The organism is Pseudomonas sp. 5.2, assembly GCF_059025405.1.
Genome location: NZ_JBYBHH010000006.1, coordinates 42,445 through 66,349, shown reverse-complemented (window position 1 = coordinate 66,349; position 23,905 = coordinate 42,445). Strand labels below are relative to the sequence as shown.

Sequence of the window (23,905 nt, the reverse complement as noted above, 5' to 3'; positions counted from 1 at the left end):
AAACACCGCCCAACGCCATTGCCCAGCCTCAAAGGCTGAGCACTACTGCGCCCTTGGAACAATGCCTTTGAAAACGCCCCCTAGATCTGCCCTAGCCAATACCCTACATCCACCTCATCCATCTGCTCTGCCCGCAAGAACCGCTCGCCGTATTCCCGATACACGCCACTGCTCAGGAACAAGCGCAGCAGTTCACCATCCACATGGTTGTCCCGCGCCATGAACACCAGAATCTTCACCGATTCGGACAGGGTCTTCGGCGCCTTGTACGGCCGATCCGCCGCCGTCAGTGCCTCGAAGATATCGGCGATCGCCATCACCCGCTCAGCGATGCCCAGGTCTGCCTTGCCCAACCGTCGCGGATACCCGCTGCCGTCCATTTTTTCATGATGATTGCCGGCGATATCGGGCACACGCCGCATCTGACGCGGAAACGGCAGCGAACTGAGCATGATGATGGTCTGCACGATGTGTTCGTTGATCTTGAAGCGCTCCTCGTCGTTCAGCGTGCCGCGGCGAATCGACAGGTTGTACAACTCGCCATGGTCGCTGGCATTGGCCGGCAGGCGCATGTCGAAACCCCAGACATTGCGCGGGTCGCCTTTGGCCACCGGTGGTTTGCGCGGCCCCCAGGGCACCCGGTGTTCGCTGCGGTCGGCTAGTAGCGGTTCGTCCACCGGCAGTTGCACAGGCGGCGCACCGGCAAAGCGCGCCGCTTCGTCGCGGGAGATGCCCAGGCGGTTGTCGAAATGGCGCTGCCAGCGCCGCTCGCCGATGCGGCGCAAACGCTCGACGTCTTCGTCCTGCATGCACTCGCCGCCAATATTAGCCTTGGCGACGAAGGCGAACGCCTCCTGCAGTTCGACCTTGTTCTGCTCAAGCGTACGTTGCAGCACCTGCCGATCCGCGCCGCTGGCCACGCCTTGCCAGTACACCAGCTCGGCGTCGCGCCAGAGCACCTCGAAGCGCATGCGCACCTCATGAATGCGGTTGTACAGGGTCTCCAGCTTGGTGGCCTTATCCACCACATATTCGGGGCTGGTGACCTTGCCGCAATCATGCAACCAGGCCGCTACCCGAAACTCATAACGCTCGGCCTCGCTCATGGTGAAACCGGCGTAGGGGCCGCTGTCGGCCGCCACGGCCTTGTCCAACAGCATCTGCGCCAGTTGCGGCACGCGTTCGCAGTGGCCTCCGGTGTAGGCACTCTTGGCATCGATGGCATCGGCCAGCAGCTTGATCATGGCATCGAGCAGGCGCTGCTGGTCCTCGACCAGCTGGCGGGTCTCGATTGCCACGGCAGCAGCGCCGGACAGTTCCTCGACAAAGCGTCGGAACGGTTCGCCCATTCCATCAAGCGCCTGCTCACTCGCCAGCTGCAGCACCAGGATGCCGAGCAACGCATGACTACGATCATTGAGCACCACCGCGTGACCGCGGCCCTGTAGTGCCAGGGCCTGTGTCACGGCGTTCGCCAGCTTATCAGGGGCGTGCTCGCCAATCGGCAACGCCTCTGGGTAGCCCTCGCCTCGGCAGGCGGCGGCCAGGCGCAGCTCGTCGCGCTCGGCATCGAACAGGTACACCGCGCCAGCACTGGCCCCGGCGGCGTCCACCAGAGGGGTGAGCACCCCGTCGAGCATGTGTTCCAACTGGCTTTCACGGCTGAGCGTCAGGGTGATCGCCTGGAAATTGCGGATAGTCCCGGACATGCGACCAAGCACCCGGCTCAACTCCCGCACCTCGGTCACCTGCGACTCAACCCCCACCTCACGGCTGAAATCGAAGCTGGCCAGGCCACGCACCTGATCGGCCAGAAGGCGCAGCGGGCGGCCGATTCGCCGGCCCAGCAAGCCACCGAGCGGCAGCAACACCCCCATCAGCACAGCGGCCCAGAGCAACTGCTCGACCAGCACCTTGCGTGCGTCGGCCAGCAGTTCGTGGGCCGGCACGGCAATCAGCACCTGCAAGTCTTGCCCGGCCAGGGTCGTCAGTTGCTCGAGCATGCCGTACCAGGTTTCACCGTCCACCTGGAACGCTTCAGGCTGGCTGCCCTGGGGCAAGCGCGCGTAGAGCTGTGCCAGGCTCGGGATGCCCAGCTCGGTGATACGGGACAAGCGCACGGCCTCCCCTTCATGCACGATGACCCGCGCCAGGTCCGGGTACGCCACCACACTGCCCTTCCCGTCTACCACGGCGATCTCGGTGCCTGCGGTCATGCGCATGTCGCGGGTTTCGCTGGCCAGGTCGTCGACCGATACGTCCATGCCGACCACCGAGCCGCCGTCGACGCTGCGCTGAGCCATGGTCATGCCGATCTCGCGGGTGGTGAAGAACACGTAGGGGTGGGTAAAGACAGTGGTGGATTGCCCGGATGCTTCGACGAACCAGGGGCGTACGCGGGGATCATAGCGGTAATTCGGCTTGGCCTCGGACTTGAGTAGCGTCAGCGCCGGGTCGTAGAACCGCCACTCCCCCAGCAGCGTTCCACCGTCGCCCTTGCTGACGCTCTGCACCAGAAACGCGGTTCCTGCCGGTGCGGCGTAACGCTGGAGCAGTTGCGGGTCCTTGAGCCTGCGCACCAGCAAGAACTCGCCATTGGGGTAGCCCATATAAGCGGCGCTCAGCATCTTGTTGGCGTTGAGGCTTTCGACCAGCTGCGGTAGCCGCTCCAGGCGCTGCGCGAGGGTGCTGGCCGTCGGGTTGAAGGCCAGCAGGCGGATGCTGCTCTGCACGGGGTCGACCAAGCGCCGGGCGCGTTCATCGATGGTCTTGCCGAACTGCCGAGCGGTGTCACCGGCGGCGGCGACCAGTGTCTGCTGGATTCCGCGATAGCCCTGCCAGGCAAGGCCCGCGCCCAACAGCGACATGCCCAGCACAATGGCCAACGCCACCAGCCATTGCAAGGAATAGCCGCGCCCTGCATTGCTCATGCCTGCGGCCCTCTGCCGCCCGAAGGCCCTGTAGCAATAAGCACAAGCCATAGGCCGCCTGGCTTCAGAGCAGCACGAGCGATCAACATGCAGCCCATCCCGGGTACTCCATGTGTGGCGATGCGAACAGTGTAATCAGCCAGGACGAAGATGCAGGCTGCAGAAGGAAAATGCGTGATTCACGGTTCGAGCATAGACCGTACCCGGCCGGGTAGCACCCTGGCCCCTGTCTGACGTTATAGGTAGAAAACGGGGCATGGAGCACATTTGTACTCCTATGGATATCGCCTCACGCGCGTTAAGGGTCACTCAGCGAGCTCAACGAATATGACAAAGCGCGCCGAAGCGCGCTTCGCTGCAAGTTACGGCACGATTCGCACCGACTTCTTGTGTGTAAAGGTCAGGTAGCTGTAGTGCCCGTGATAGTCCCCCATCCCCGACGCACCGATACCGCCAAACGGCAGATAGGGCGAAAAGGCATGCAGCATGACCCCGTTCACCTGTGCGTCTCCCGATTGGATTCGGTCGATGACCCCCTTGGCCTGAACAACGTCCTTACTGAAAACGTAGACCGCCAGGGGCTTGGGATGGTGTTTGTTTATCAGGTCGACAGCCCCGTTGATGTCATCGAACTCCAGCACTGGCAGGATCGGCCCGAACAGTTCTTCGGCCATCAGCGGATCATCCCATTTCACGCTATCCACCACGGTCGCGCTAAACACGCGCTTGTCCACCTCGGCTTGGGCCCCGACCAATACCGTGCCGCATGTTTCCGCCACCAAGGCGACCAAGCGCTCCACTTGGCGAGCCGTCACGATCTTGCCCGTGGAATTGACGTGGGGAAGCTCACTTTTCACCCGCGCCACCAACCGCTGCAACAGTGCTTCTTTGACGCTTCGGTGGACGTAAAGGTAATCAGGCGCGATGCACGTTTGGCCGCTGTTGATGAATTTGCCGAACATCAACTGATCCACAGTTTGGTCGAGATCGGCATCAGGCAGAACAATCAACGGGCACTTGCCACCGAGTTCAAGGACAACCGGCGTAAGGTGCTCCGCCGCCGCCTTCATGACGACCTTGCCGACAGTGGGGCTGCCGGTGAAGAAGATGAAGTCGAAGGGCAGGCTCAGCAGGTGGCTGTTTTCGACGCGGCCACCCTGCACCACCGTGACGTACTCAGGTGCAAACGCCTCTGAAATGATTTTTTCGATGACAATCGAGGTGGCGGGTGTGGTTTCGGACGGTTTAATCATGCAGGTGTTGCCACCCACGATCGCGCCGATCAGCGGGGTCAGCGTCAGGTTAACCGGGTAGTTGAACGGGCCTATGATGTAAGTGACACCATAGGGTTCCTGAACGATGTAGCACTCGGAGGGCGCGATGATGTCTGGCGTAGGTACCCGCTCGGGGACGGCCCAGGCATCGAGGTTAGCCAGCGCAAAATCGATTTCGTGCAACACCTCTCCGATTTCCGCCAGGTCAACGACCTCCCGGGTCTTCCCCAAGTCTTCAGCAAGTGCCGTATAGAGCGCTTCTGTGTTGTTGATTACAGCGCCGCGCAGCTTTTCGAGCGCTTGCTTGCGCACGCCGATATCAGCCGTGGCCCGTGTGGCGAAAAAAGCCTTCTGAGCCGCAAACAGCGCGTCGATCACCGGTGGAGATGGATAATTCATAGGCAGAATCACTCTCGATAGGGGGTTACAGGTTCAACAATGCTTTCAATGAGTAACGCGATACTCAGCAAGCGCGCGTCAGTACCCGGCAGCCCATCGATCTCGATCCCTACAGGCAGGCCCTCTTTCTCGGAGAGGCCGATGGGCAGACTGATACCGGGCATGCCGGCATTGCTGGCGGGGTCGGCGTTTCTGATCATGCGTGCGAACGCGTCGAAGCGAGCCGCATCCGGTTCACTCTTGATGGCCAAATCTGGCGTTGTGGGGTGGATAAGCGCATCTAGCTGATGCGCTTTGAACAGGGTGTCGAAACGCCCGATGAGCGTGGGCCGGCTGTGCTTGATGGCGGCCGTATAAGCGCCCTCAAGGTCCACGGGCTGACCGTTCACATTACCCAGCTGACCAGGCACGATGTGCTGTTCGAAGATGCTTCGAACATCCGGGCTGCTAATCGCAGCGACCAGCCCGTCGAACGACACACCGGTCTCGTTCACCGACAGGTAATCGGTCAGTGCAGGCCTGCATTCGTGCAGCGCCAAGGGCATGCTGACAGCACTGTTCAACGCAAAGATCTCAGGGTCTGACAGCCGCACAAGCTGAACACCGCTCTGCTCCAGCTTGTTCAACGCGGCGAGGGCGAGCGCCTGCACAGGCTCACTAAGATCCGTCCAGAACTCTTTGAGCACACCCAGCCGTATGGACGAGGCTGCAGGTGCAGCGATGGGCTGCGCCCCCGTGATGATCGTATCCAGAGTGATGACATCTTCAACGGAGCGCGCCATGGGGCCGGGGGTGTCTCGCGTCGGTGAAACAGGTGTGACACCCTCTGTTGAATAGCGCCCCACGGTAGGCCGGAACCCCACGCAACCATTCAGCGCGCTGGGTTGCCTGACAGACCCTCCCGTATCGGTACCCAGCGCAGCAGGCACCAGGCGAGCGCCGACAGCGCTACCGCTGCCAGAAGAGGAGCCCCCGGCGATGCGTGTGGGGTCAAACGCGTTGCGCACACCCACGACCCCTGGGCTGTGGAACGCGGTGTTGTAGCCTGATGTGCCGAAAGCCAACTCATGCATGTTGGTCTTTCCAACCACAATGGCGCCTGCCTTGAGCAAGGCATCGACAATGTCGGCGTTGCGCGTGGGGTAATAATTGGCCAGCGCGGGTGTTCCGGCCGTGTTGGCAAAGCCGATCACGTGAATGCTGTCTTTCACGGCAATCGGCAGGCCGCCCAGCGGAAGCGGCACTCCACCCTCCCCCAGATATCGGTCATACGCATCCGCCTGATCCAGCGCGGCAGCGGGGTCGACGCTGATGAAAGCGTTTAGCTGAGGGTAATCGGCGATCCGAGCAAGAAACGCCTCAACCAGCTTGCGACTGCTGACCTTACCCTCTCGAATACGTGCCAACGCCTCGGTGAGTGTCAGCTCCCACAATGCCTTTTGAGGCATACCAGACTCACTGACCTGCTCCACGGTGTTGCCTTCATGCTGATCCATTTCTTGTTCTCTTGGCCGCGCTGACGATGCTGTCGCCAGACACGTTAATGTGGCCCTGCGACAAAGGGTCTCCTCAAATTTGAGGATTGCCAGCACGGGTTCACACACAGCGGGCCAACTGCGTCCGGTTCCGACAGTCAAGCTTGGCCATCGCGTTCTTGAGATGAGTACGCACCGTGGTAAAGCTGATGCCGAGTGCTCGGGCGACCTCTTTATCACTGGCGCCTCCGGCCACCAGCCTGACTACCTCAGCCTCTCTGAGCGACAAGGCCTGACGCTGTTTGGGTACGGTGCGAAATGCGTTGAGAAAGTACGGCTCAAGGGTCAGAAGCAGTTGCTCCTCTCGCTCACTGAATGGCACTCGCCCTCGCCCCCTCCAAATCCTCAAATCGGCCACGTCCTGGTTGCCATCGAAGAAAAACACATTAAGACCGTGCTCCATGTCCGCCGGCCGAAGGAAGTCGTTGTAGAACTCGCTGGCTACAAGCGTGGCACGTGGCACGTGGCAATCGACGCGGGCAGCCTGCCTTACCTTGCGCATCACCGGGGTCACCACATCCACGCGATGGAAGTGCTGCTCATACGCCTGCAGGTGGTGCCCATCGATGTTGAAAGCAACGGGCTGGGTGGAGCGATGCTCGTGCTGATCCCATACGAACGATGCCACATGCTCCGCCTCCAGAAGCGCCGCCACTGCCTGAAGCGACCTTGCCCGGATGTCGGGCCGCCCCTGTGACTCAGCCAGTAGCCAAACGAGTTCGGCAACGCGATCTACGTTAATGCCTCGCAGCAAGGTCGCCATGCAAACCTCCCTAAACGCTGCGCAGCGGCTCAAGACCACACTCACAGCAATATAATCCGTCTCTATAGATAAATGTTTAATCTATCTATTTGATCTATTTATGCCTCGATTCTATCGTGGCTCTCATCATTTGGTAAGAGACAATCATCATGGCTTCGGTACATAGCACCACGTATGAGCTTCTGCGCCGCCAGGGCATCGACACCGTCTTCGGCAACCCTGGTTCGAATGAATTGCCGTTTCTGAAAGATTTCCCGGAAGACTTTCGATACATCCTGGCGCTTCAGGAAGCCTGCGTGGTGGGGATTGCCGATGGTTACGCGCAGGCAACGCGAAAGCCTGCGTTCATCAACCTGCACTCAGCTGCCGGCACCGGCAACGCCATGGGCGCACTCAGCAATGCCTGGAACTCGCACTCTCCCCTTATCGTGACGGCGGGCCAGCAAACGCGCGCCATGATCGGCGTCGAAGCGCTTCTGACCAACGTCGATGCCCCCAACCTGCCGCGTCCGCTGGTCAAATGGAGCTACGAGCCCGCGAGCGCTGCAGAAGTACCGCATGCGATGAGCCGGGCCATCCACATGGCGAGCATGGCGCCTCGCGGCCCTGTCTACCTGTCTGTGCCATACGATGACTGGGACAAGGACGCTGACCCTCAGTCCCATCACCTGTTCGATCGCAGCGTCAGCTCGGCAGTCAGGCTCAATGACCAGGACCTTGAAGCACTGGTGGAAGTCCTCGATAGCGCGTCCAACCCCGCGATCGTCCTGGGCCCAGATGTCGATGCAGCGAATGCGAATGCGCACTGCGTGACACTGGCCGAACGCCTCAAAGCCCCCGTATGGGTGGCGCCGTCCGCCCCGCGCTGCCCCTTCCCGACTCGACACCCGTGTTTCCGGGGGCTCATGCCTGCCGGGATCGCAGCGATTTCTCAACTGCTGGAAGGCCATGACGTGGTGTTGGTGCTTGGCGCTCCGGTATTCCGCTACCACCAATTCGACCCAGGGCAATACCTCAAACCTGGCACCCGGTTGATTTCTGTGACCTGTGACCCGCTTGAAGCCGCGCGTGCACCGATGGGTGATGCAATCGTTGCCGACATCGGCGCAATGGCCTCTGCGCTCGCCATTCTCGTGAGTGACAGCGACCGCCCAATGCCATGCGCCAATCCTGAACCTGAGAAGCTCAGCCAGGACGCGGGGCGACTCCGCCCTGAAACCGTGTTCGACACGCTTAATGAGATGGCCCCGGTAGATGCGATTTACCTGAACGAGTCCACCTCGACCACCGCTCAGATGTGGCAGCGCTTGAACATGCGTCACCCCGGCAGCTACTACTTTTGCGCCGCGGGCGGGCTGGGTTTCGCCCTTCCAGCAGCAATCGGTGTTCAGTTGGCTGAGCCGGATCGGCAAGTCATTGCCGTCATTGGCGATGGTTCGGCCAACTACAGCATCAGTGCGTTGTGGACTGCCGCTCAGTACAACATTCCAGCCATCTTCGTGATCATGAACAACGGCACCTACGGTGCCCTGCGGTGGTTTGCCGGCGTACTCGAAGCTGAGCATGTCCCTGGCTTGGACGTTCCGAATATCGACTTTGGCGCACTCGCGAAGGGTTACGGCGTGCACGCGTTGAAGGCCGAAAACCTGGGGCAGCTCACGGGCGCCTTGCAGGAAGCGCTGGCCGCCAAAGGGCCGGTACTGATCGAAGTCAGCACCGTCAGCCCTGTGCAGTGAGGGTCGGACGATGAGTCAGCAAAACCTGTTCAGCGTCGAGGACTATCGAAAACTGGCGCAAAAACGCTTGCCCAAAATGGTGTACGACTATCTTGAAGGCGGAGCGGAAGACGAATACGGCGTTAAACACAACCGCGACGTCTTCCAGCAATGGCGCTTCAAGCCCAAGCGCTTGGTGGACGTAAGCCAACGTAATCTCCAGGCGCAGGTGCTGGGCAAGCGCCAATCGATGCCGTTGTTGATCGGGCCTACCGGCTTGAACGGCGCGCTATGGCCACAGGGTGACCTCGCCCTGGCCAGAGCGGCAACACACGCTGGGATCCCTTTCGTGCTGTCGACGGCGTCCAACCTCTCGATCGAGGACCTCGCCCGTCATTGTGATGGAGAGCTGTGGTTTCAGCTCTACGTGATCCACAGAGAGATTGCTCAGGCAATGGTGCTCAAGGCCCTGCACGCTGGCTACACGACGCTGGTACTGACCACGGACGTTGCGGTCAACGGCTACCGGGAGCGCGACCTGCATAACCGTTTCAAAATGCCCATGCGCTACACCCCCAAGGTCATGCTCGAGGGTTGCCTGCATCCACGCTGGTCATTCGATCTGTTACGACACGGCATGCCGCAGCTTGCGAATTTTGCTAGCAGCCAGGCCTCCAGCCTGGAGATGCAAGCTGCCCTGATGAGTCGGCAGATGGATGCCAGTTTCGACTGGCGAGCATTGAAATGGCTGCGGGACCTGTGGCCACACAAACTGCTCGTCAAAGGCCTGCTCAGCGCCGAAGACGCAGATCGCTGCATCGCGCACGGTGCCGATGGCGTGATTCTCTCCAACCACGGGGGTCGCCAATTGGACTGCGCGATTTCGCCGATGGAGGTGCTCGCCGACTCGGTAGCGAAGATCGGCAAACCGGTGCTTATCGACAGCGGCTTCCGCCGAGGCTCAGACATCGTGAAGGCCCTCGCCCTCGGCGCCGAAGCGGTACTCCTTGGCCGCGCAACGCTCTATGGGCTGGCCGCCCGCGGAGAGACCGGTGTTAAAGAGGTGTTAGCCCTCATCAAAACGGATATCGATCGCACCCTCGCTCAGATCGGATGCCCCGATGTCGCCTCGCTGTCTCAGGCGTATCTCCTCAACGACGGGGGCGTCGAGGCCTCCTCGATCAATCGAACCCTTGGTAAAGGAACTCTCGCATGAGCGAAATATTGATTACCCAGTTGCGCACGCGGGCAGTCAACGTCCCACTCGCCTATCCAGTGCACACGGCGGTCGGCACTGTCGGAACCGCGCCCCTGGTACTCATCGACCTCAGCACCGATGCCGGTGTGGTGGGCCACGCCTACCTTTTCGCTTACACACCGGTGGCCTTGAAATCCCTCAAGCAGCTTCTGGATGACATGGCCCAACTGATCGTCAACCAGCCCCTGGCGCCCGTCAGCCTTGAAGCGATGCTGGCCAAACGTTTCTGCCTTGCAGGCTATACCGGCTTGATCCGCATGGCGGCGGCGGGCATCGACATGGCCGCCTGGGATGCATTGGGCAAAGTCCATGAAATGCCTTTGGTGCAATTGCTCGGTGCCAGCGCACGCCCGATCCAGAGCTATGACAGCCACAGCCTGGATGGTGTGAAGCTCGCCACTGAAAGGGCTGTGACTGCAGCAGAAGCGGGCTTCCGTGCCGTGAAGACCAAAATCGGTTACGCCACCCTCGAGGGTGACTTGGCAGTGGTGCGCAGTATTCGCGAAGCCGTCGGCGATGGTTTCGGCATCATGGTGGACTACAACCAGAGCCTGGATGTGCCGGCGGCGATCAAGCGCAGCCAAGCGTTGCAAGCCGAGGGCGTCGCCTGGATCGAGGAGCCGACGCTGCAGCATGATTATGCCGGGCACCAGCGCATCCAGAGCCTTCTGGATGTACCCGTGCAAATGGGCGAGAACTGGCTTGGCCCAGAGGAAATGTTCAAAGCCTTGTCTGCGGGTGCGTGCCGGCTGGCCATGCCTGATGTGATGAAGATCGGCGGCGTAACCGGTTGGCTGCGCGCCAGCGCGCTGGCGCAACAGTTCAGCATCCCCATGTCCAGCCACCTGTTCCAGGAAATCAGTGCACACCTGCTGGCGGCGACACCGACGGCGCACTGGTTGGAGCGTCTGGATCTCGCCGGCAGCGTCATCGAGCCTACCCTCACCTTTGCAAACGGTAATGCCGTCATCCCGGATCTACCGGGTACCGGCATCATCTGGCGTGAGCAACAGATTGCCCAATATCTGGTGTGAGCTGAACGTGCATCGGGCTCGCACAGGCGAGCCCTTTACCGGTTACCAGAATGTCCAGGTGTAGCTGGTGATCAGACGGTTCTCATCAAAGTCCGCGCCGTAGCGCGTTTTGACCTTGATGTTACGGCCTTCGAATGCAAGGCCGCTCAGTGGCCCACTCTGAATGACATAGGACATGACAACGTTGGTCTCGCTTTCGACGTTATCCGACAGCCCAGGCCCCCGGTCGATTTGCGTACCGCGCAAGTAACGCGTCATGAGTTTCAACCCCGGCATGCCCATGGCCGCAAAGTTGTAGTCGTAGCGTGCTTGCCAGGAGCGCTCCTGCGCCTTGTAGAACGCGATCGTCGACCAGTTCACCAGGAACGGCTGAGGCGCATAGCCGTTGAGCAACGGGAAGGCGTCATCACCACTCATACGCTGGTAGGCTGCAGTAAAGGTGTGGCCGCCCTTGTTCAGCGCCGTCATGAAACCGATAGACCGGTTATCCAAGTCCCCTGAGCGCTTCGCACCCTCATCCTGCGTGTTGTAGTAGCGAATATCAGACTTCAGCGTATAGCCACCACCCATCGCCCAGGTGTACGCGGCAGCCGCATAATGCTGCTGATAAATATCCTCGAGTTGTGCAAAGTAGTAGGTGGTATTGAAGGCGGGGGTGAAATCGTAGCGCGCACCCGCGAAGTTCAACCCATCACTGCTCTGTGCGGGCGTATCACCAAACAAGTAGATATCTTCGCGATCAGACGACTCGCGGGTCGCCGTCTTCCAGAAACGCCCCGCGTTGAGGGTGAGCTTCGCCCACTCCTTGGACTCGACGGTCGCACCTTCATAGGTGGTGATGAGCTGGCGGGAGTCGTCGTAATACGCCACTGGCAACATCGGGCGATGTTCCCCGATACGTACCTGCGTGTTCGAGAACTTCATCTTTGCAGCCAGGCTTGCACGGCCGTAGTCCTGCACCGGTCGCCCCTTGCTGTCATCGTAAGGGAGTACGGTGTCTGGCCCGCGCCCGCCACCGCCATCGAGCCTGAACGCATACTGGCCATAGGCGTCCAGCCCAAACTGTACAGGGCCCTCTGTATAACCGGACTTGAATTGCACGTCGAAGCCCTGGCTCCAACTACCCACTCTGGACTTGGGGGCATCGGTTTGTTTGAAATCCCGGTCGTAATAAAAATTACGAAGCCCCAAAGTGAGATGGCTGTCCTTTAACACATCCGCATGACCCGGCACTGCAAACACTGACGCCAAGCCCGTCATAGCCCAGCCTATCCGACCAATCTGCTTCATTTAACCCACTCCGAATTATTATTGTGTGTGCATTTCTTCAGGGCGCAGTCACCCAGGCCGTCAATGCAGCGCTGGGCAAGTTGTTGAATAAAAAGGCGCGACGGTAACGTCGCGCCAAAACCCGTTGGCAGGCGAGCTTTAAACCAGAACGGGGTGAAACGGAGGTTTTAAGCGTTTTGTTTCAGTGGGGTGTCCACCGACACCCGGTTGGCGTGCCGTTGGGCGATCATCATCACGGCGATTACGGCCACTACACCGGGCAGCCCGAACAGCAGGAAGTTTTGCTCGAATGGCAGGCTCAAGCTGTAGAGGTAGCCCCCAAGAAGAGGCCCTGCCACCGCGCCGCAACGGCCCACGGCGGCGGCCATGCTCACCCCGGTCGAACGTGCATTGGCGGGGTAGATATCCGCTGCGAGGGTGTGCACGACAGACAAACATCCAACCGTCGCGCCACCGGCCACCAGCAGCAGCGCATACAACGTCATCGGCCCAGGGCGAATACCCAACAAGGAGATCGAGATCGCGGACACTGCAAAGAACAGCAGCAGCGTCGGCTTGCAGCCCCAGCGGTCAGCGACAAAGCCACTGGCGAGCTGCCCGATCAGCGCTCCAATGTTCATGATCAAAAGGAATGTAATGCTGGAACCCAGCGGATAACCGCCACTGTTCATCAGTTTCGGTAACCAGGTATTAAGCCCATAAACCATCAGCATGCACATGCCGAACGCGACCCACACCATCATCGTTGCGAAAGCACGAGCATCACTGAAAAGCGAGGCCATCGAGGTGCCTGCCGTGTTGGCGACCGACTCGACTTCATAGTGGATACCACTGCTGTGACGGTGGGCGGGGTTGATGCGCTGCAGAAGCAGCCCGACCTCTTCTTGACGGTTTTTGTGAACAAGGTAGGCAACCGATTCGGGCAGCGTCTTGTACAACAGTGGCAGGCAGAGCAAAGACAGCCCGGCAACGTAGAACGGGGAGTGCCAACCCATCATCGGAATCAAATAGATACCCGCCAGCGCCGACAGTAGGCCGCCCACTGCGAAGAAGCTGAGCATGAGGTTGATCAGGCGATTGCGGTACTGGGTGGGGGCCATTTCTTTCAAGATGGTCACCAGGTTGGGCACTACACCGCCCAGCCCTACCCCGGTCAGAAAACGGCAGATCGCAAAGGTGACGGCATCGACAGCAAAGGCGTTCACAAATGCCGCGACGCTGAAGAGCGCGACACAGAACAAGATGATGGGGCGCCGGCCTAAACGATCAGCAGTGGTGCCTAGCAGCACCGCGCCGACCATCATCCCGAGCATAGAGCTAGAGCCCAGCATCCCCGCTTGCGAAGGCGTCAGGTTCCATTCTGTCATCAGGTGAGGCAGCACAGAGCCGTAGATGACCAGGTCGTAGCCATCGAACAGCATGATAAAGGAGCACCAAAAAACCAGGAGAAAATGAAAGCGGCTTAGCTTTGCGGTATCGAGGATACCGACTGCACTGATGCGTTGCATGGCATGTACTCTTGTTGTTGTTTTCAGGGATCGAATCGGCAGATAAACCTCGACGCTTCGTCCAAGAGCCACGTTATGGAGTGTTGCCTGATAGATCAAATAGATATATTTTTGAAAACAAAATAAGCCACCTCTATTTGAATATGATCGATCTCAATCTCGTCAGGGTCTTTGTCACCATCTATGAAACGGGCAGCGTCAGCGGAGCGGCAGAACGCCTGCATGTCACGCAGCCGTCGGTGAGCTATGCGCTAGGGCGGCTCCGTGATCAATGGGGCGACCCTCTGTTCAAACGCACCCGGGATGGGATGCAACCCACCGTTCTAGCGTCTCAGCTCTATGGCTCGTTCAGGCCCTCGCTTGCGGACATCGAGCGCGCAGTAGCGCTCACGAAGAAATTCGAGCCCGACCAATCAACGCGACGATTCCGTTTGGCCCTGTCAGACCTGGGTGAGGTGTTTTTCCTTCCGCATGTGCTGCGTGGGTTGCAGGCCAAGGCACCGCTGGTGGAGCTGGAAGTCATCCAGATCGAGATCGAGCGGTTGGATGAGTGGCTTAAAACCGGAAAAATCGACGCTGCGGTGTGCAATCGAAGCTACCTGCCGGTTCAGGCGAAGTGCGAACTCATGTTTGAGGAGCGGTACGTTTGCATGGCCCGACTGGACCATCCGCGCGTGGGGGACACGCTGTCCATGGAGCAGTTTCTCGAGGAGCGGCATGTAGTGGTATCCGCGGGGACGGGTCACCATTTCGTGGAAGATCGCTTGAGGGAAGCAGGCGTCGAGCGCACTGTGAGCCTGCGGGTCCCGCATTTCAGCGTGCTGCCAGAAATCATTTCAACCAGTGACCTGTTGGTGACACTGCCCGAGCGGGTCGCGAAGATGTACATCGAGCGCAACAGGCTCAAGACCTTGGAACTGCCATTTACCGTTCCAAGGTTCGAAGTCAGCCTGCACTGGCATGAACACAGTGGTGATAGCACCGCGCAGCTTTGGTTCTGCCAATTCCTGAAAGATACGATTTCATGCCTGTGAAGGTGAGCGCTGCTCCAAAATCTTCAACCCCTGTCGCGTCACGGGCATCCCAGCACCCTGTAAATCTGCGAAACCACCTGCATCGTCGCCTCTTCCACCGTCCCTTCATTCCGGCACAACACCCACCCCTGCTCCGCCACCACCCGCTCGAATGCCTCGGTACTGGCCACCTGTTCCCCCAGGTTGAACATCACCGTGCTCCCCAACCCACGCGAGCGCGCCGCAGCCCTCGCCCATGAAACCTCAGGGTCGGTGACCACGCCGACATGCAGGTCTGGCACGCGCACGTTTCGCTCGATGTTCAACCGCAGAATCTCCGCAAACGGCACTGTCCGCCGAAACGCGGCATCGGAGGGGTACCAGCGATCGATCAGGATGATGCTGCCAGGCGGCTGCTTGGGCAGCACATGCTGTGAGATCCAGCTTCGGCTATCGGCCAAGCGCTCACAAACCCCCAACTCCAGTTCCCGGCAGGGGTTTCTGGCGAGTTGGTTGACCAAGACCATGGTTTCACCCCTGTTGGGGTCGTTATTGCGCTCGCAAAGCCGGATTACCTTGTTGTTGCCTGCCCTCAGCACTTTGGTAATGGCCTCCAGCAAGGTGGTCTTGCCGGTGCCTTTGGGCCCATCCAGAGAAACGAACAGCGGACGATTCATACGGCAAGTATCACTCACATAAGACAATAGAACTCGCTCACCTCTGCAACCTTCTGCCCCTGGGCATCGTACAACCGCGCCTCCGGCGTCAAGGCCATCGAGCGCGCCTCCAGCACGTAGCGCTGGCCAGCCTTGAAGTGCGGGTAGTTGAGGGTCAGGTAGCATTCGCGAACGGTGCTGCCCCCCATCATGCTCATGCCTGAGCCACCGCTGGCCTCGAAGTCGAAACGGACAATCAGCTCATGGCTGCCAGGGCTGACCTGGAAAAAGCGACCGTCGCGCAGGCGCTGATTGTCGAGACGTTCGGCCATCAGCACCCTGTCGTTGGGAAACGGCACCGAGAAATCGACCCAGGCCATCTGCGGGTTGGCGGCCGGCATGGGCGCCTGGCAACCTGCGATTGCTGTGATGGCGAGCAACATCATCAATCGGCGCATGATAGAGCCCTCATGAGATCATCGATCCGCACAGTTCAAACCCACTGAGCTTGCGTGGCCAACCCGAACAGCTCGCGCAACCCATTGATACCCAGTTTACGGTAAAGTCGCTTCACATAGGTGGCCGCGCTGACAGGCCGAACGCCCAGTTGCTCTGCAATCTCTTCCACCGCAAGGCCGCTGAGCATCAGGCGTAGCAGGTCCTGCTCACGCAAGGTCAGCGCCACAGGCTGCTGCTTCATCACCCGCTCGGCCATCAACAACGGCATCTCGCTGGCTTGCAGGTGGGCGTGATAGTGCAGGCGTACAGCCTGAATAAGCAGCGGCGCCAGGGCTTCCAAGCAGTGAATCTCCCGCTGAGAGAACCGCCCATGCTCGCGGCCACGGTAGAAGTTAACCGACAACCACCTGTTGCTTTCGCACAGCGTCAGCAAGGCAACGCGTTCAGAAATCTGTGGCTGCTCGTAGCAAATGCGCCGGTACTCCGGGTGCGTGATGTCCTCGATGGACTGGCGCTGCACAAGGGTGTTGGCGAGGCAGCTGTTTTGGCTCATAGCGAGCTGATTGCCGTCCAGGCCAAAGAAGCGCTGCACATACTTGTTGGAAATCACGGGCAGCGAGACCTCTCGCGCCCGGTCCGCAAAGGAGAACACCTCGGCATTGCGCCGCTTCGGATAAGCAAAGATCGTGCATTGGGCCAATGGCACGCCTGTACCGATCACTTGCAACAAATCTGCTGCGAGGAAACGGCTGCGGTTCTGGCCAACCCTGGCAAACAGGTTGGCGGTGTGAGCAATGTTGAGGCTGTGCTCACCACTGCCGGGGCGCAAGGGCCAGTATTGCATGGCGGATTCTCTAAACGTGTCAGGCGCAGGGTTGATGCCAACTACGTACCTGACACTTTATCACCCTTCAAGGCTGGTGCTCTGGCGTCGAGATCGGCAGGCGCAGGGCCAACAGTGCCCCCAGTATCATCAAGGTAGCGGCATAGTCAAAGCCTGAGCTGAAACTCAAGGTCAGGTCTTTTAGCCAACCGATGACCAGCGGGTTGACGGCCGAGCCGATATTGCCCACAGCGTTGATCACCGCAATCCCCACCGCACGGGCATTGAAACTCAACGCCTGGTCAGGCGTGGTCCAGAAGATCGACATGGCGCTGTAGGAACCGCTGGCCGCCATGCATACCCCCAGCAATTGCATCGCGGGGTAGCTCGACACTGCTGTGAGGATCCAGCCTATCGCAGCCATTAGCATGGGCAGCACCAGGTGCCAGCGGCGCTCGCGTGTGCGGTCCGAGTGCAGACCCCAGACGATCATCAGGATGATGGTGCAGACTTGAGGGATAGCGGCCAGTAAACCAATCGACTGATTACTGCTGACACTGTTGAAGCTTTTGACGATCAACGGCGTCCACACGGCAATCATTGCCAATGTATTGACGAGGCAGAAATAAACCAGACAAAACAGCAGGATCCGCGGAGAGGCCAGTTCGCGCCACACACTCCGAGCATCTTGTGTGGCGGCTGCTGAGCCAGAAGCCCGGTCCGCAGACAGGGCGTGGTGCAGCAACGCCTGTTCCTCGCTATCCAGCCACTTCGCCTGCTGCGGGCGGTCATCCAGATAACTGAACACAACGCACCCCATCACCACTGAAGGCAGGCCTTCGAGCAAGAACAGCCACTGCCAGCCCTTCAGGCCCCAGATACCGTCCAAGCCCAGAATGAGCCCGGACAAAGCAGAGCTGAACCCGGCGGTAAACGGCATGGCGATCATGAACAGTGCATTGGCGCGGGCCCGATAGGCCGATGGGAACCAAAAGGTCAGGTAAAGCAATACGCCAGGCAGAAACCCAGCCTCAGTCACCCCCACGAGCATGCGCAACAGGTAAAGCGAGGTGGCATCAGTGGCAAACAGCGTGCACGTGGACGCCAGCCCCCAGGCAATCATCAGGCTGCCAATCCAGCGACGGGCGCCGATACGCGCCAGAGCGATGTTGCTGGGGATACCACAGGCAATGTAAGCGATGTAGAAAAACGTGCTGGCCAGGCCAAATTGAGTACCCGTCAGGCCCAGATCGCCCATCATGGTCAGGCCGGCGAAACCGATGTTGATGCGGTCCAGAAACGACAGCACGAAGCAGGCAAACAAGAAGCCGATCAGCCTTTTCGAGATTTTTTTACACACGTGCTGATAGCGGTCTTCAGCAGCGGCCGTCGAGGTGGCCGCGTTTACAATATGACTACGCGTCATTGGGGGGCTTCCTGATTATTGTTATAGGAAGGCTCACCGGTTTGAACAGACAAACCGGTGGCAACTGCAAGGGGCGAGCCTGCTAGTTACAGGTCCAGCAATGCTGTATGCGTCAGCGCCTGGAATTGCTCAGCGTCGCCAAGGGCATGGGCACTGAGCAGCGCCAGTTTCACCAGAAACAGTTCGCGTTTTGCCGCTGAGATTTGATCGAGGGCCCCCGCGAGCTGGTCGTACAGGTGTTCAATGTCGCTAATGGTCAGTTGCTTGTGTTCCATGATGTTCTCACTCCTTGCCCAAGGCGGTTTCGACGGCATCACGCAAGGCGGGCCCAGTGAGGTGCTGCCAGCGGGCGCATACGTGCTGATCTGGGCGCACCAGGTAGGCACCGCCTGCCGAAGCGCCATAACGGGTGCGCAGATGGCCGTTGTGGTCGTCTATCAAGCCGTCAGCGCCACTTACCTCGCGTTGTCGATTACTGGCGATCGCCAGCAACTGCAGGGGGACGCCGTTCTCGCGAAGGGATTGAATCTGTGCCTGAATCTCGCCTGGCACTTCACCCGCATCGGTGAAATACAACAAGTAGAATGCTGCCCCCAGCCTGTCGAACAGGAACTGATCATCGCCTAGGCGAATGTTAAGCAGAGGCGCTCCCTGGTGTGGCCCGCAGGTGAAAAGTGAGTTGTCGTCGTGCCTGTAGTTGAGCGCGGAGTCCACATAATCATGCGGTCGAGAGGTACGCCAATGATACAGCGGGCGCACGAAAGCCTGGGTCAGCGACAGCGACAACACTGCATCGCGCAACAGGCGATAGCCCGAAGTGGGTGGTGTCATGAAGCGGGTACTCTTCCCTGCTTCGGCAATGATCTCGCGCGCGGCCCCCACCCGCTCCGCGCTATATGAGGCAAGCAGGCCCGGGCCGGCGACGCCCTTGATGGTCAGCGCCAGCTTCCAGCCCAGGTCGTGGCAGTCCTGGAAGCCGGTGTTGGCGCCACGCACACCGAAAATGGGCAACAGGTGCGCAGCATCGCCGGTGAAAATGACCCGATCATGCAGGTAATTCGGCAGTGTCAGTGCGCGCGCCGAGTAAACGGAACACCAGTCCAGTTCCCACTGCGGGTTCTCTACCCCTAGGATGCCCAATTGTGCATTGATGCGCGTGCACAGGGAGTCGGCAGACAAGGCCTGTTCCGGCGTTTCATCGCGCGCCAACTGATAATCGATGCGCCAGATATTGCCCGGCTCGCGGTGCATGAGCACGGTATTGCCCGGGTTCCAGTGCGGGTCGAAAAACGCCAGGCGTTCGGTCGGCAGGTCGAGCTCAATCTTGATGTCGGCAATCACAAAGCGCCCTTCGTACGAAGTGCCTTCCAGTTGCAAGCCCAGCAAGCTTCGAATCGCCGAGCGGGCGCCATCGGCCGCAATTACCCAATTGGCTTGCAGGCTGTACTCGCCTGCCGGGGTATCGACCATGAGTGTCGCGTGATCGTCAGCCTGGGTCAGCGCTTTGACCTGGTTGCCCCAGCGCAGCTCGATCATCGGATTGGCCTGGCAGGCGTCGACCAGAAACTGCTCCAGGCAAGGCTGCTGCAGGTTGGTCATGGGCGCGAAGCGGTCGTCCGTGCCGTGCGGCGCCTCCATGCGAAACACCCGTTGATTACGGTAGTAGGAATTGCCAAAGCGCCAGGCCAGGCCCGCCGAAGTGACGCGTTCGGAGAGGCCGACTTGCTGCAGAATTTCCAGCGATCGACGGGTGAAGACGATGGCTCTGCTGCCTTCGCTGACCTGCCGTTCAGACTCCAGAACGATCGACGGTATACCGTAGCGAGCCAGGTCCAGCGCGGTGGTCAGGCCAATGGGGCCAGCACCGACAATCACCACGGGGTATCGCTGCGCCCGCGTGGTATTCACGCTGACGGTGTGGGCAGGAAAAACCTGATAATCGAAATAAAGTGAGCGACGAGGCTCGGCTAGGGGGGTGTGCATCGCACTGCATCTCCGGATTGTTATGCTTGTTGGCCTGAGCCATTTCGGATTTGCAGAGGACTTTAAGCGGTGTGCGGCAAATGCATGTCCCCTTGAGGAGACAACTTCACGCAAGACTGACCTTACTCTGCCTCACGCCCCAACACCGCCTTGAGCAACGCATCATTCAAATAGGCCACGTTCAAGCGCGTCCAAGGGTTAACCCGCGCCTGCTCCGGCGCAAAGATATGCCCCGGCGCAATCATGAAGCCCTTGGGCAGTAATTGCCGGGTCAGCTCCCTGGCGTCGTCGACATGGGCAAACCTGGCCCACAGGTACAGGCTTTGCTCGGGCCGCGCGAATACCTCGGCGCCGATCCCGTCGAGCATCTGCAAGCCCGCGCTGGTAGCGGCTTTCAAGCGCTCTTGAAGGCGGATCACGTGGCGCAGGAAGTGCCCCTCGGTGAGGATGACGTCGACCGTGCGCTCGCACAGCTCCGAGGTGCTGGTGTGCAGCAGCATCTTCAGGTCGCCCAGTTCATCGATCACCTCTTTGCTGCCGGCGATAAAGCCCACTCTCAAGGCCGCAGACACCGACTTGGAGAAGCTGCCGACATACAGTGAGCGCTGCAATTGGTCCAATGCCGACACCTTGATTGCCGCGGCCGGTTTGAAATCGGCCATTGCATCATCGTCCACCAGCAGGAAGTTGTGTTCTTCAGCCAATTGCACCAACCGATGCGCCTTGCTGGGTGAAATATCAGACCCCGTCGGGTTGTGGCCGACAGACTGAATGAAGAACAGCTTGGGTTTATGCAGGCGCAGGTGCTGCTCCAGCACCTCGATGTCCGGCCCATCTGCCAGCCGAGGTACCGAAAGCATGCGTGCGCCTTGCAACTGCAGCTTGCCAAACAGCGGGTAGTAGCCAGGGTCTTCCACCAACACGCTGTCGCCTGGGGCGATGAAGCGGCGAATGATCAGGTCCAGCGCATGGTTGGCGCCGTGGGTGGTGACGATTTGCCTGGGGCTGGCGGTGATTGCATAGCTGGCGAGCTTTTGCACCAGGTGTTGACGCAATCCGGCGTTGCCCAGGCGGTTGCCATATCGAAACAGCGTGGTGACGCCGGTACGCATGATTTGCCGGGTGAACTTGTCCAGGCGCATGTCCATCAACCACTCCACCGGCGGGAAGCCCTCGCCCAACGGCGAATGGCCAGGCTCGCGGACGAACTGCTGACGCATCAGCCAAATGGTGTCCATCGCCCGGGTGTAGGGCAGTGGCTCCTCTGGCTCGTGGCTGCGTGGCGCGCCCTGCTTGACGAAAAAACCTTGCCCGTGGCGCGCCTCGACCAGGCCTTGCGAGGCCAGCGACTCATAGGCATTGATCACGGTGTTTTTCGAATGGCCAAACAAACGCATGCACTCGCGCAGAGACGGCAGGCGTTCGCCAATGCGGTACGTGCCGTTGCCGATCTGCTCGGCCAAGGATGCTGCCAGTTGCTCTGCGAGTGTCTGCCGCGCCATCGTCAGGTGTCCCGAATGCCTTGTCTGAACAAAGGGTACAGCTTAGGTACTGTCTGGCCAAACTGTACCTTCTTTCACCAGACAGATCGGACTACGGTGGCGTCAACTCACAACAATAACTGCAAGGTAACCCTCCCCATGAGCATCGACTCCCGCCTGCCCATGTTCCGCGCCATGTCACCCGCTGAGCGCCTAAGCCACTTGCAGGACGCACTCGAACTGCCCCAGGCAGACGTCGCCCTGCTGCGAGACGCCGGCGCGTTGCCGTTGGACATCGCCGACGGCATGATCGAGAACGTGATCGGCACCTTCGAGCTGCCCTACGCGGTGGCCAGCAACTTCCAGATCAACGGCCGCGACGTGATCGTGCCGTTGGTGGTGGAAGAACCCTCGGTGGTTGCTGCGGCGTCGTTCATGGCCAAGCTGGCACGCGAGGCCGGCGGCTTCAAGACGTCGAGTTCGCTGCCGCTGATGCGCGCCCAGGTACAGATCGTCGAGGTCGCCGACCCCTTCAACGCACGCTTGAGCCTGTTGCGCCACAAAGACGAAATCATCGAACTGGCCAACCGCAAGGACCAGTTGCTCAACAGCTTGGGGGGCGGTTGCCGTGACATCGAGGTGCATACTTTCGCCCAGAGCCCGCGCGGGCCGATGCTGGTGGCCCACCTGATCGTCGACGTACGCGATGCCATGGGCGCCAACACGGTCAACACCATGGCCGAGGCCGTGGCGCCCTTGCTGGAAGAAATTACCGGCGGCAAGGTCCGCCTGCGTATCCTCTCCAACCTGGCCGACCTGCGCCTGGCCCGCGCGCAGGTGCGTATTGCCCCAGAACTGCTAAGTACCGGCGCCTACACAGGTGAAGAGGTCATCGAAGGCATCCTCGATGCCTACAACTTTGCCGTGGTCGACCCGTACCGCGCCGCCACCCACAACAAGGGCATCATGAATGGCATCGACCCGTTGATCGTCGCCACCGGCAATGACTGGCGTGCGGTCGAGGCCGGCGCCCATGCCTATGCATGCCGCAATGGGCACTACGGTTCGCTGACCACCTGGGAGAAGGACAGCCAGGGCCATCTGGTCGGCACCCTGGAGATGCCCATGCCGGTCGGCCTGGTCGGCGGCGCCACTAAGACGCACCCCCTGGCGCGGCTGTCACTGCGCATCCTGGGGGTTAGAACCGCCCAGGAGCTGGCCGAAATCGCGGTTGCCGTCGGCCTTGCACAGAACCTCGGCGCGCTACGGGCGCTGTCGACCGAAGGCATCCAGCGCGGCCATATGGCCTTGCACGCGCGCAACATTGCGCTGTCGGCAGGTGCCCGCGGCGACGAGCTGAACTGGCTGGTCAAGCAGATGGTCGAGGCGCGCGATGTGCGTGCTGACAAAGCCGCAGAACTGCTCAAGCACAAGCGGGCGCAGTAATGGAGGCGGTACGGCTGGTCGAGGTGGGCGCGCGGGACGGCCTGCAGAATGAAAGGCTGACGCTTTCGCCGCGGATTCGCGTGCAACTGCTGCAGCGGCTGGCCGACGCCGGGCTGCAAACCTTGGAGGCCGGGGCCTTTGTCTCGCCTCGCTGGGTGCCGCAGATGGCCGGCTCCGATGAAGTGTTCAAGGCGTTGCCGGTGCGCCCAGGTGTGGCCTGGACGGCGCTGGTGCCCAACCTCAGAGGGCTGGAAGCGGCCATAGCGGCGGGCTGTCGCGAGGTCGCCGTGTTTGCGGCGGCTTCCGAGGCATTCTCACAGCGCAACCTCAACTGCTCGATAGACCAAAGCCTGCGCCAATACCAGCAGGTCTTGGTGCGCGCTCGCGAGGCCGGTGTTAGCGTGCGCGGTTATGTTTCATGCGTCATGGGCTGCCCGTTCAGCGGCCCGGTCAAGCCGCAGGCCGTGGCCGCGGTCAGCGCCTCACTGTTCGGCATGGGCTGTTACGAGATCAGCCTGGGCGACACCATCGGCGCGGGTACACCGGCGGCGACCCGGGCACTGATCCAGGCCTGCCGCCAGGTCGTACCGGTGAGCGCACTGGCTGGGCACTTCCATGACACCTATGGCATGGCAATCGCCAATATCCATACCGCGTTGGAGGCGGGTGTGCGGGTGTTCGACAGCTCGGTGGGCGGCCTGGGTGGTTGCCCGTATTCGCCAGGTGCCACCGGCAACGTCGCCACCGAGGACCTGCTGTACCTGCTCAAAGGCCTGGGCGTGCGCCACGGTGTCGACCTGGATGCGGTGATCGAAGCAGGTGAGTTCATCGGTGCCCAGCTTGGCCGGCCAACGGCCTCCAGGGTAGCGCGCGCCCTGCTCGCCCAGCGCACAATGGCTTAAACGTCCTCTC

General features: G+C 60.4%; 19 protein-coding genes. 6 read left to right on the top strand and 13 right to left on the bottom strand.

Annotation, left to right across the window (positions count from 1 at the left end):
• Positions 1-80: 80 nt before the first annotated feature.
• From AC5PZ0_RS11210 to AC5PZ0_RS11195, 4 genes are all read right to left on the bottom strand, one after another.
• Entirely contained in the window at positions 81-2,930 is a 2,850-nt protein-coding gene (locus AC5PZ0_RS11210) for an HD domain-containing phosphohydrolase (RefSeq protein WP_493854944.1), read from the bottom strand.
• Between the two features lie 362 nt (positions 2,931-3,292).
• On the bottom strand, positions 3,293-4,603 hold the full coding sequence (gene mdlD, locus AC5PZ0_RS11205; RefSeq protein WP_493854943.1) for an NAD(P)-dependent benzaldehyde dehydrogenase MdlD: 1,311 nt from the start codon (positions 4,601-4,603) through the stop codon (positions 3,293-3,295).
• A gap of 8 nt (positions 4,604-4,611) precedes the next feature.
• Positions 4,612-6,099, bottom strand: coding sequence for an indoleacetamide hydrolase (gene iaaH, locus AC5PZ0_RS11200; RefSeq protein WP_493854942.1), 1,488 nt, complete (start codon positions 6,097-6,099; stop codon positions 4,612-4,614).
• A 100-nt stretch (positions 6,100-6,199) separates the two neighbouring features.
• Positions 6,200-6,901: a helix-turn-helix transcriptional regulator gene (locus tag AC5PZ0_RS11195; protein ID WP_265967625.1), complete on the bottom strand. Its 702-nt coding sequence runs from the start codon at positions 6,899-6,901 to the stop codon at positions 6,200-6,202.
• A 149-nt stretch (positions 6,902-7,050) separates the two neighbouring features.
• On the opposite strand from AC5PZ0_RS11195, the gene mdlC reads away from it, so the two are divergent.
• From mdlC to AC5PZ0_RS11180, 3 genes are read left to right on the top strand one after another with little or no spacing between them, the layout of a single operon-like run.
• Entirely contained in the window at positions 7,051-8,637 is a 1,587-nt protein-coding gene (gene mdlC / locus AC5PZ0_RS11190; RefSeq protein ID WP_493854941.1) for a benzoylformate decarboxylase, read from the top strand.
• A gap of 10 nt (positions 8,638-8,647) precedes the next feature.
• Positions 8,648-9,832: an alpha-hydroxy-acid oxidizing protein gene (locus tag AC5PZ0_RS11185; RefSeq protein WP_493854940.1), complete on the top strand. Its 1,185-nt coding sequence runs from the start codon at positions 8,648-8,650 to the stop codon at positions 9,830-9,832.
• Positions 9,829-10,908, top strand: a complete 1,080-nt coding sequence (locus AC5PZ0_RS11180; protein ID WP_493854939.1) for an enolase C-terminal domain-like protein — start codon at positions 9,829-9,831, stop codon at positions 10,906-10,908. Before AC5PZ0_RS11185 ends, AC5PZ0_RS11180 begins: the two co-directional genes overlap by 4 nt.
• Positions 10,909-10,950: 42 nt before the next feature.
• Here the strand turns inward: AC5PZ0_RS11180 and AC5PZ0_RS11175 are convergent, their stop codons facing one another.
• Positions 10,951-12,198, bottom strand: coding sequence for an OprD family porin (locus tag AC5PZ0_RS11175; protein WP_493854938.1), 1,248 nt, complete (start codon positions 12,196-12,198; stop codon positions 10,951-10,953).
• A 167-nt stretch (positions 12,199-12,365) separates the two neighbouring features.
• Positions 12,366-13,706, bottom strand: coding sequence for an MFS transporter (locus AC5PZ0_RS11170; protein WP_454243782.1), 1,341 nt, complete (start codon positions 13,704-13,706; stop codon positions 12,366-12,368).
• Positions 13,707-13,843: 137 nt separating this feature from the next.
• On the opposite strand from AC5PZ0_RS11170, the gene AC5PZ0_RS11165 reads away from it, so the two are divergent.
• Positions 13,844-14,740 (top strand): LysR family transcriptional regulator, encoded by an 897-nt coding sequence (locus tag AC5PZ0_RS11165; RefSeq protein ID WP_420832896.1) that lies wholly within the window; start codon positions 13,844-13,846, stop codon positions 14,738-14,740.
• A 38-nt stretch (positions 14,741-14,778) separates the two neighbouring features.
• On the opposite strand, the gene AC5PZ0_RS11160 is transcribed toward AC5PZ0_RS11165, so the two are convergent.
• From AC5PZ0_RS11160 to AC5PZ0_RS11130, 7 genes are all read right to left on the bottom strand, one after another.
• A complete protein-coding gene (locus AC5PZ0_RS11160; RefSeq protein WP_493854937.1) occupies positions 14,779-15,396 on the bottom strand; it encodes a dTMP kinase in 618 nt (205 codons plus the stop codon).
• Positions 15,397-15,410: 14 nt separating this feature from the next.
• Positions 15,411-15,833, bottom strand: a complete 423-nt coding sequence (locus tag AC5PZ0_RS11155) for a PA0061/PA0062 family lipoprotein (RefSeq protein ID WP_099454204.1) — start codon at positions 15,831-15,833, stop codon at positions 15,411-15,413.
• 35 nt (positions 15,834-15,868) lie between these two features.
• Entirely contained in the window at positions 15,869-16,678 is an 810-nt protein-coding gene (locus AC5PZ0_RS11150) for a helix-turn-helix transcriptional regulator (RefSeq protein WP_493854936.1), read from the bottom strand.
• A 67-nt stretch (positions 16,679-16,745) separates the two neighbouring features.
• Entirely contained in the window at positions 16,746-18,083 is a 1,338-nt protein-coding gene (locus AC5PZ0_RS11145) for an MFS transporter (RefSeq protein WP_493854935.1), read from the bottom strand.
• Between the two features lie 86 nt (positions 18,084-18,169).
• Positions 18,170-18,358: a DUF2783 domain-containing protein gene (locus tag AC5PZ0_RS11140; protein WP_339547778.1), complete on the bottom strand. Its 189-nt coding sequence runs from the start codon at positions 18,356-18,358 to the stop codon at positions 18,170-18,172.
• A 7-nt stretch (positions 18,359-18,365) separates the two neighbouring features.
• Positions 18,366-20,066 carry an FAD-dependent monooxygenase gene (locus AC5PZ0_RS11135; protein ID WP_493854934.1) on the bottom strand — a complete coding sequence of 567 codons (1,701 nt, stop codon included), beginning with the start codon at positions 20,064-20,066 and terminating at the stop codon, positions 18,366-18,368.
• Positions 20,067-20,188: 122 nt separating this feature from the next.
• The gene (locus AC5PZ0_RS11130) at positions 20,189-21,568 is read right to left on the bottom strand and encodes an aminotransferase-like domain-containing protein (protein WP_493854933.1); all 1,380 of its coding nucleotides are present in this window, start codon (positions 21,566-21,568) and stop codon (positions 20,189-20,191) included.
• 15 nt (positions 21,569-21,583) lie between these two features.
• Here AC5PZ0_RS11130 and AC5PZ0_RS11125 point away from each other — a divergent pair, with 15 nt between their 5' ends.
• On the top strand, positions 21,584-22,993 hold the full coding sequence (locus AC5PZ0_RS11125; protein WP_493854932.1) for a hydroxymethylglutaryl-CoA reductase, degradative: 1,410 nt from the start codon (positions 21,584-21,586) through the stop codon (positions 22,991-22,993).
• Positions 22,993-23,895: a hydroxymethylglutaryl-CoA lyase gene (locus AC5PZ0_RS11120; protein WP_493854931.1), complete on the top strand. Its 903-nt coding sequence runs from the start codon at positions 22,993-22,995 to the stop codon at positions 23,893-23,895. Before AC5PZ0_RS11125 ends, AC5PZ0_RS11120 begins: the two co-directional genes overlap by 1 nt.
• The last annotated feature ends 10 nt before the right edge of the window (positions 23,896-23,905 follow it).

What these genes read in the sequence shown, in the direction of transcription:
- AC5PZ0_RS11210 (WP_493854944.1), bottom strand. Translation starts at nt 2,930, where the DNA reads ATGAGCAATGCAGGGCGCGGCTATTCCTTGCAATGGCTGGTGGCGTTG.
- mdlD (WP_493854943.1), bottom strand. Translation starts at nt 4,603, where the DNA reads ATGAATTATCCATCTCCACCGGTGATCGACGCGCTGTTTGCGGCTCAG.
- iaaH (WP_493854942.1), bottom strand. Translation starts at nt 6,099, where the DNA reads ATGGATCAGCATGAAGGCAACACCGTGGAGCAGGTCAGTGAGTCTGGT.
- AC5PZ0_RS11195 (WP_265967625.1), bottom strand. Translation starts at nt 6,901, where the DNA reads ATGGCGACCTTGCTGCGAGGCATTAACGTAGATCGCGTTGCCGAACTC.
- mdlC (WP_493854941.1), top strand. Translation starts at nt 7,051, where the DNA reads ATGGCTTCGGTACATAGCACCACGTATGAGCTTCTGCGCCGCCAGGGC.
- AC5PZ0_RS11185 (WP_493854940.1), top strand. Translation starts at nt 8,648, where the DNA reads ATGAGTCAGCAAAACCTGTTCAGCGTCGAGGACTATCGAAAACTGGCG.
- AC5PZ0_RS11180 (WP_493854939.1), top strand. Translation starts at nt 9,829, where the DNA reads ATGAGCGAAATATTGATTACCCAGTTGCGCACGCGGGCAGTCAACGTC.
- AC5PZ0_RS11175 (WP_493854938.1), bottom strand. Translation starts at nt 12,198, where the DNA reads ATGAAGCAGATTGGTCGGATAGGCTGGGCTATGACGGGCTTGGCGTCA.
- AC5PZ0_RS11170 (WP_454243782.1), bottom strand. Translation starts at nt 13,706, where the DNA reads ATGCAACGCATCAGTGCAGTCGGTATCCTCGATACCGCAAAGCTAAGC.
- AC5PZ0_RS11160 (WP_493854937.1), bottom strand. Translation starts at nt 15,396, where the DNA reads ATGAATCGTCCGCTGTTCGTTTCTCTGGATGGGCCCAAAGGCACCGGC.
- AC5PZ0_RS11155 (WP_099454204.1), bottom strand. Translation starts at nt 15,833, where the DNA reads ATGCGCCGATTGATGATGTTGCTCGCCATCACAGCAATCGCAGGTTGC.
- AC5PZ0_RS11150 (WP_493854936.1), bottom strand. Translation starts at nt 16,678, where the DNA reads ATGCAATACTGGCCCTTGCGCCCCGGCAGTGGTGAGCACAGCCTCAAC.
- AC5PZ0_RS11145 (WP_493854935.1), bottom strand. Translation starts at nt 18,083, where the DNA reads ATGACGCGTAGTCATATTGTAAACGCGGCCACCTCGACGGCCGCTGCT.
- AC5PZ0_RS11140 (WP_339547778.1), bottom strand. Translation starts at nt 18,358, where the DNA reads ATGGAACACAAGCAACTGACCATTAGCGACATTGAACACCTGTACGAC.
- AC5PZ0_RS11135 (WP_493854934.1), bottom strand. Translation starts at nt 20,066, where the DNA reads ATGCACACCCCCCTAGCCGAGCCTCGTCGCTCACTTTATTTCGATTAT.
- AC5PZ0_RS11130 (WP_493854933.1), bottom strand. Translation starts at nt 21,568, where the DNA reads ATGGCGCGGCAGACACTCGCAGAGCAACTGGCAGCATCCTTGGCCGAG.
- AC5PZ0_RS11125 (WP_493854932.1), top strand. Translation starts at nt 21,584, where the DNA reads ATGCCTTGTCTGAACAAAGGGTACAGCTTAGGTACTGTCTGGCCAAAC.
- AC5PZ0_RS11120 (WP_493854931.1), top strand. Translation starts at nt 22,993, where the DNA reads ATGGAGGCGGTACGGCTGGTCGAGGTGGGCGCGCGGGACGGCCTGCAG.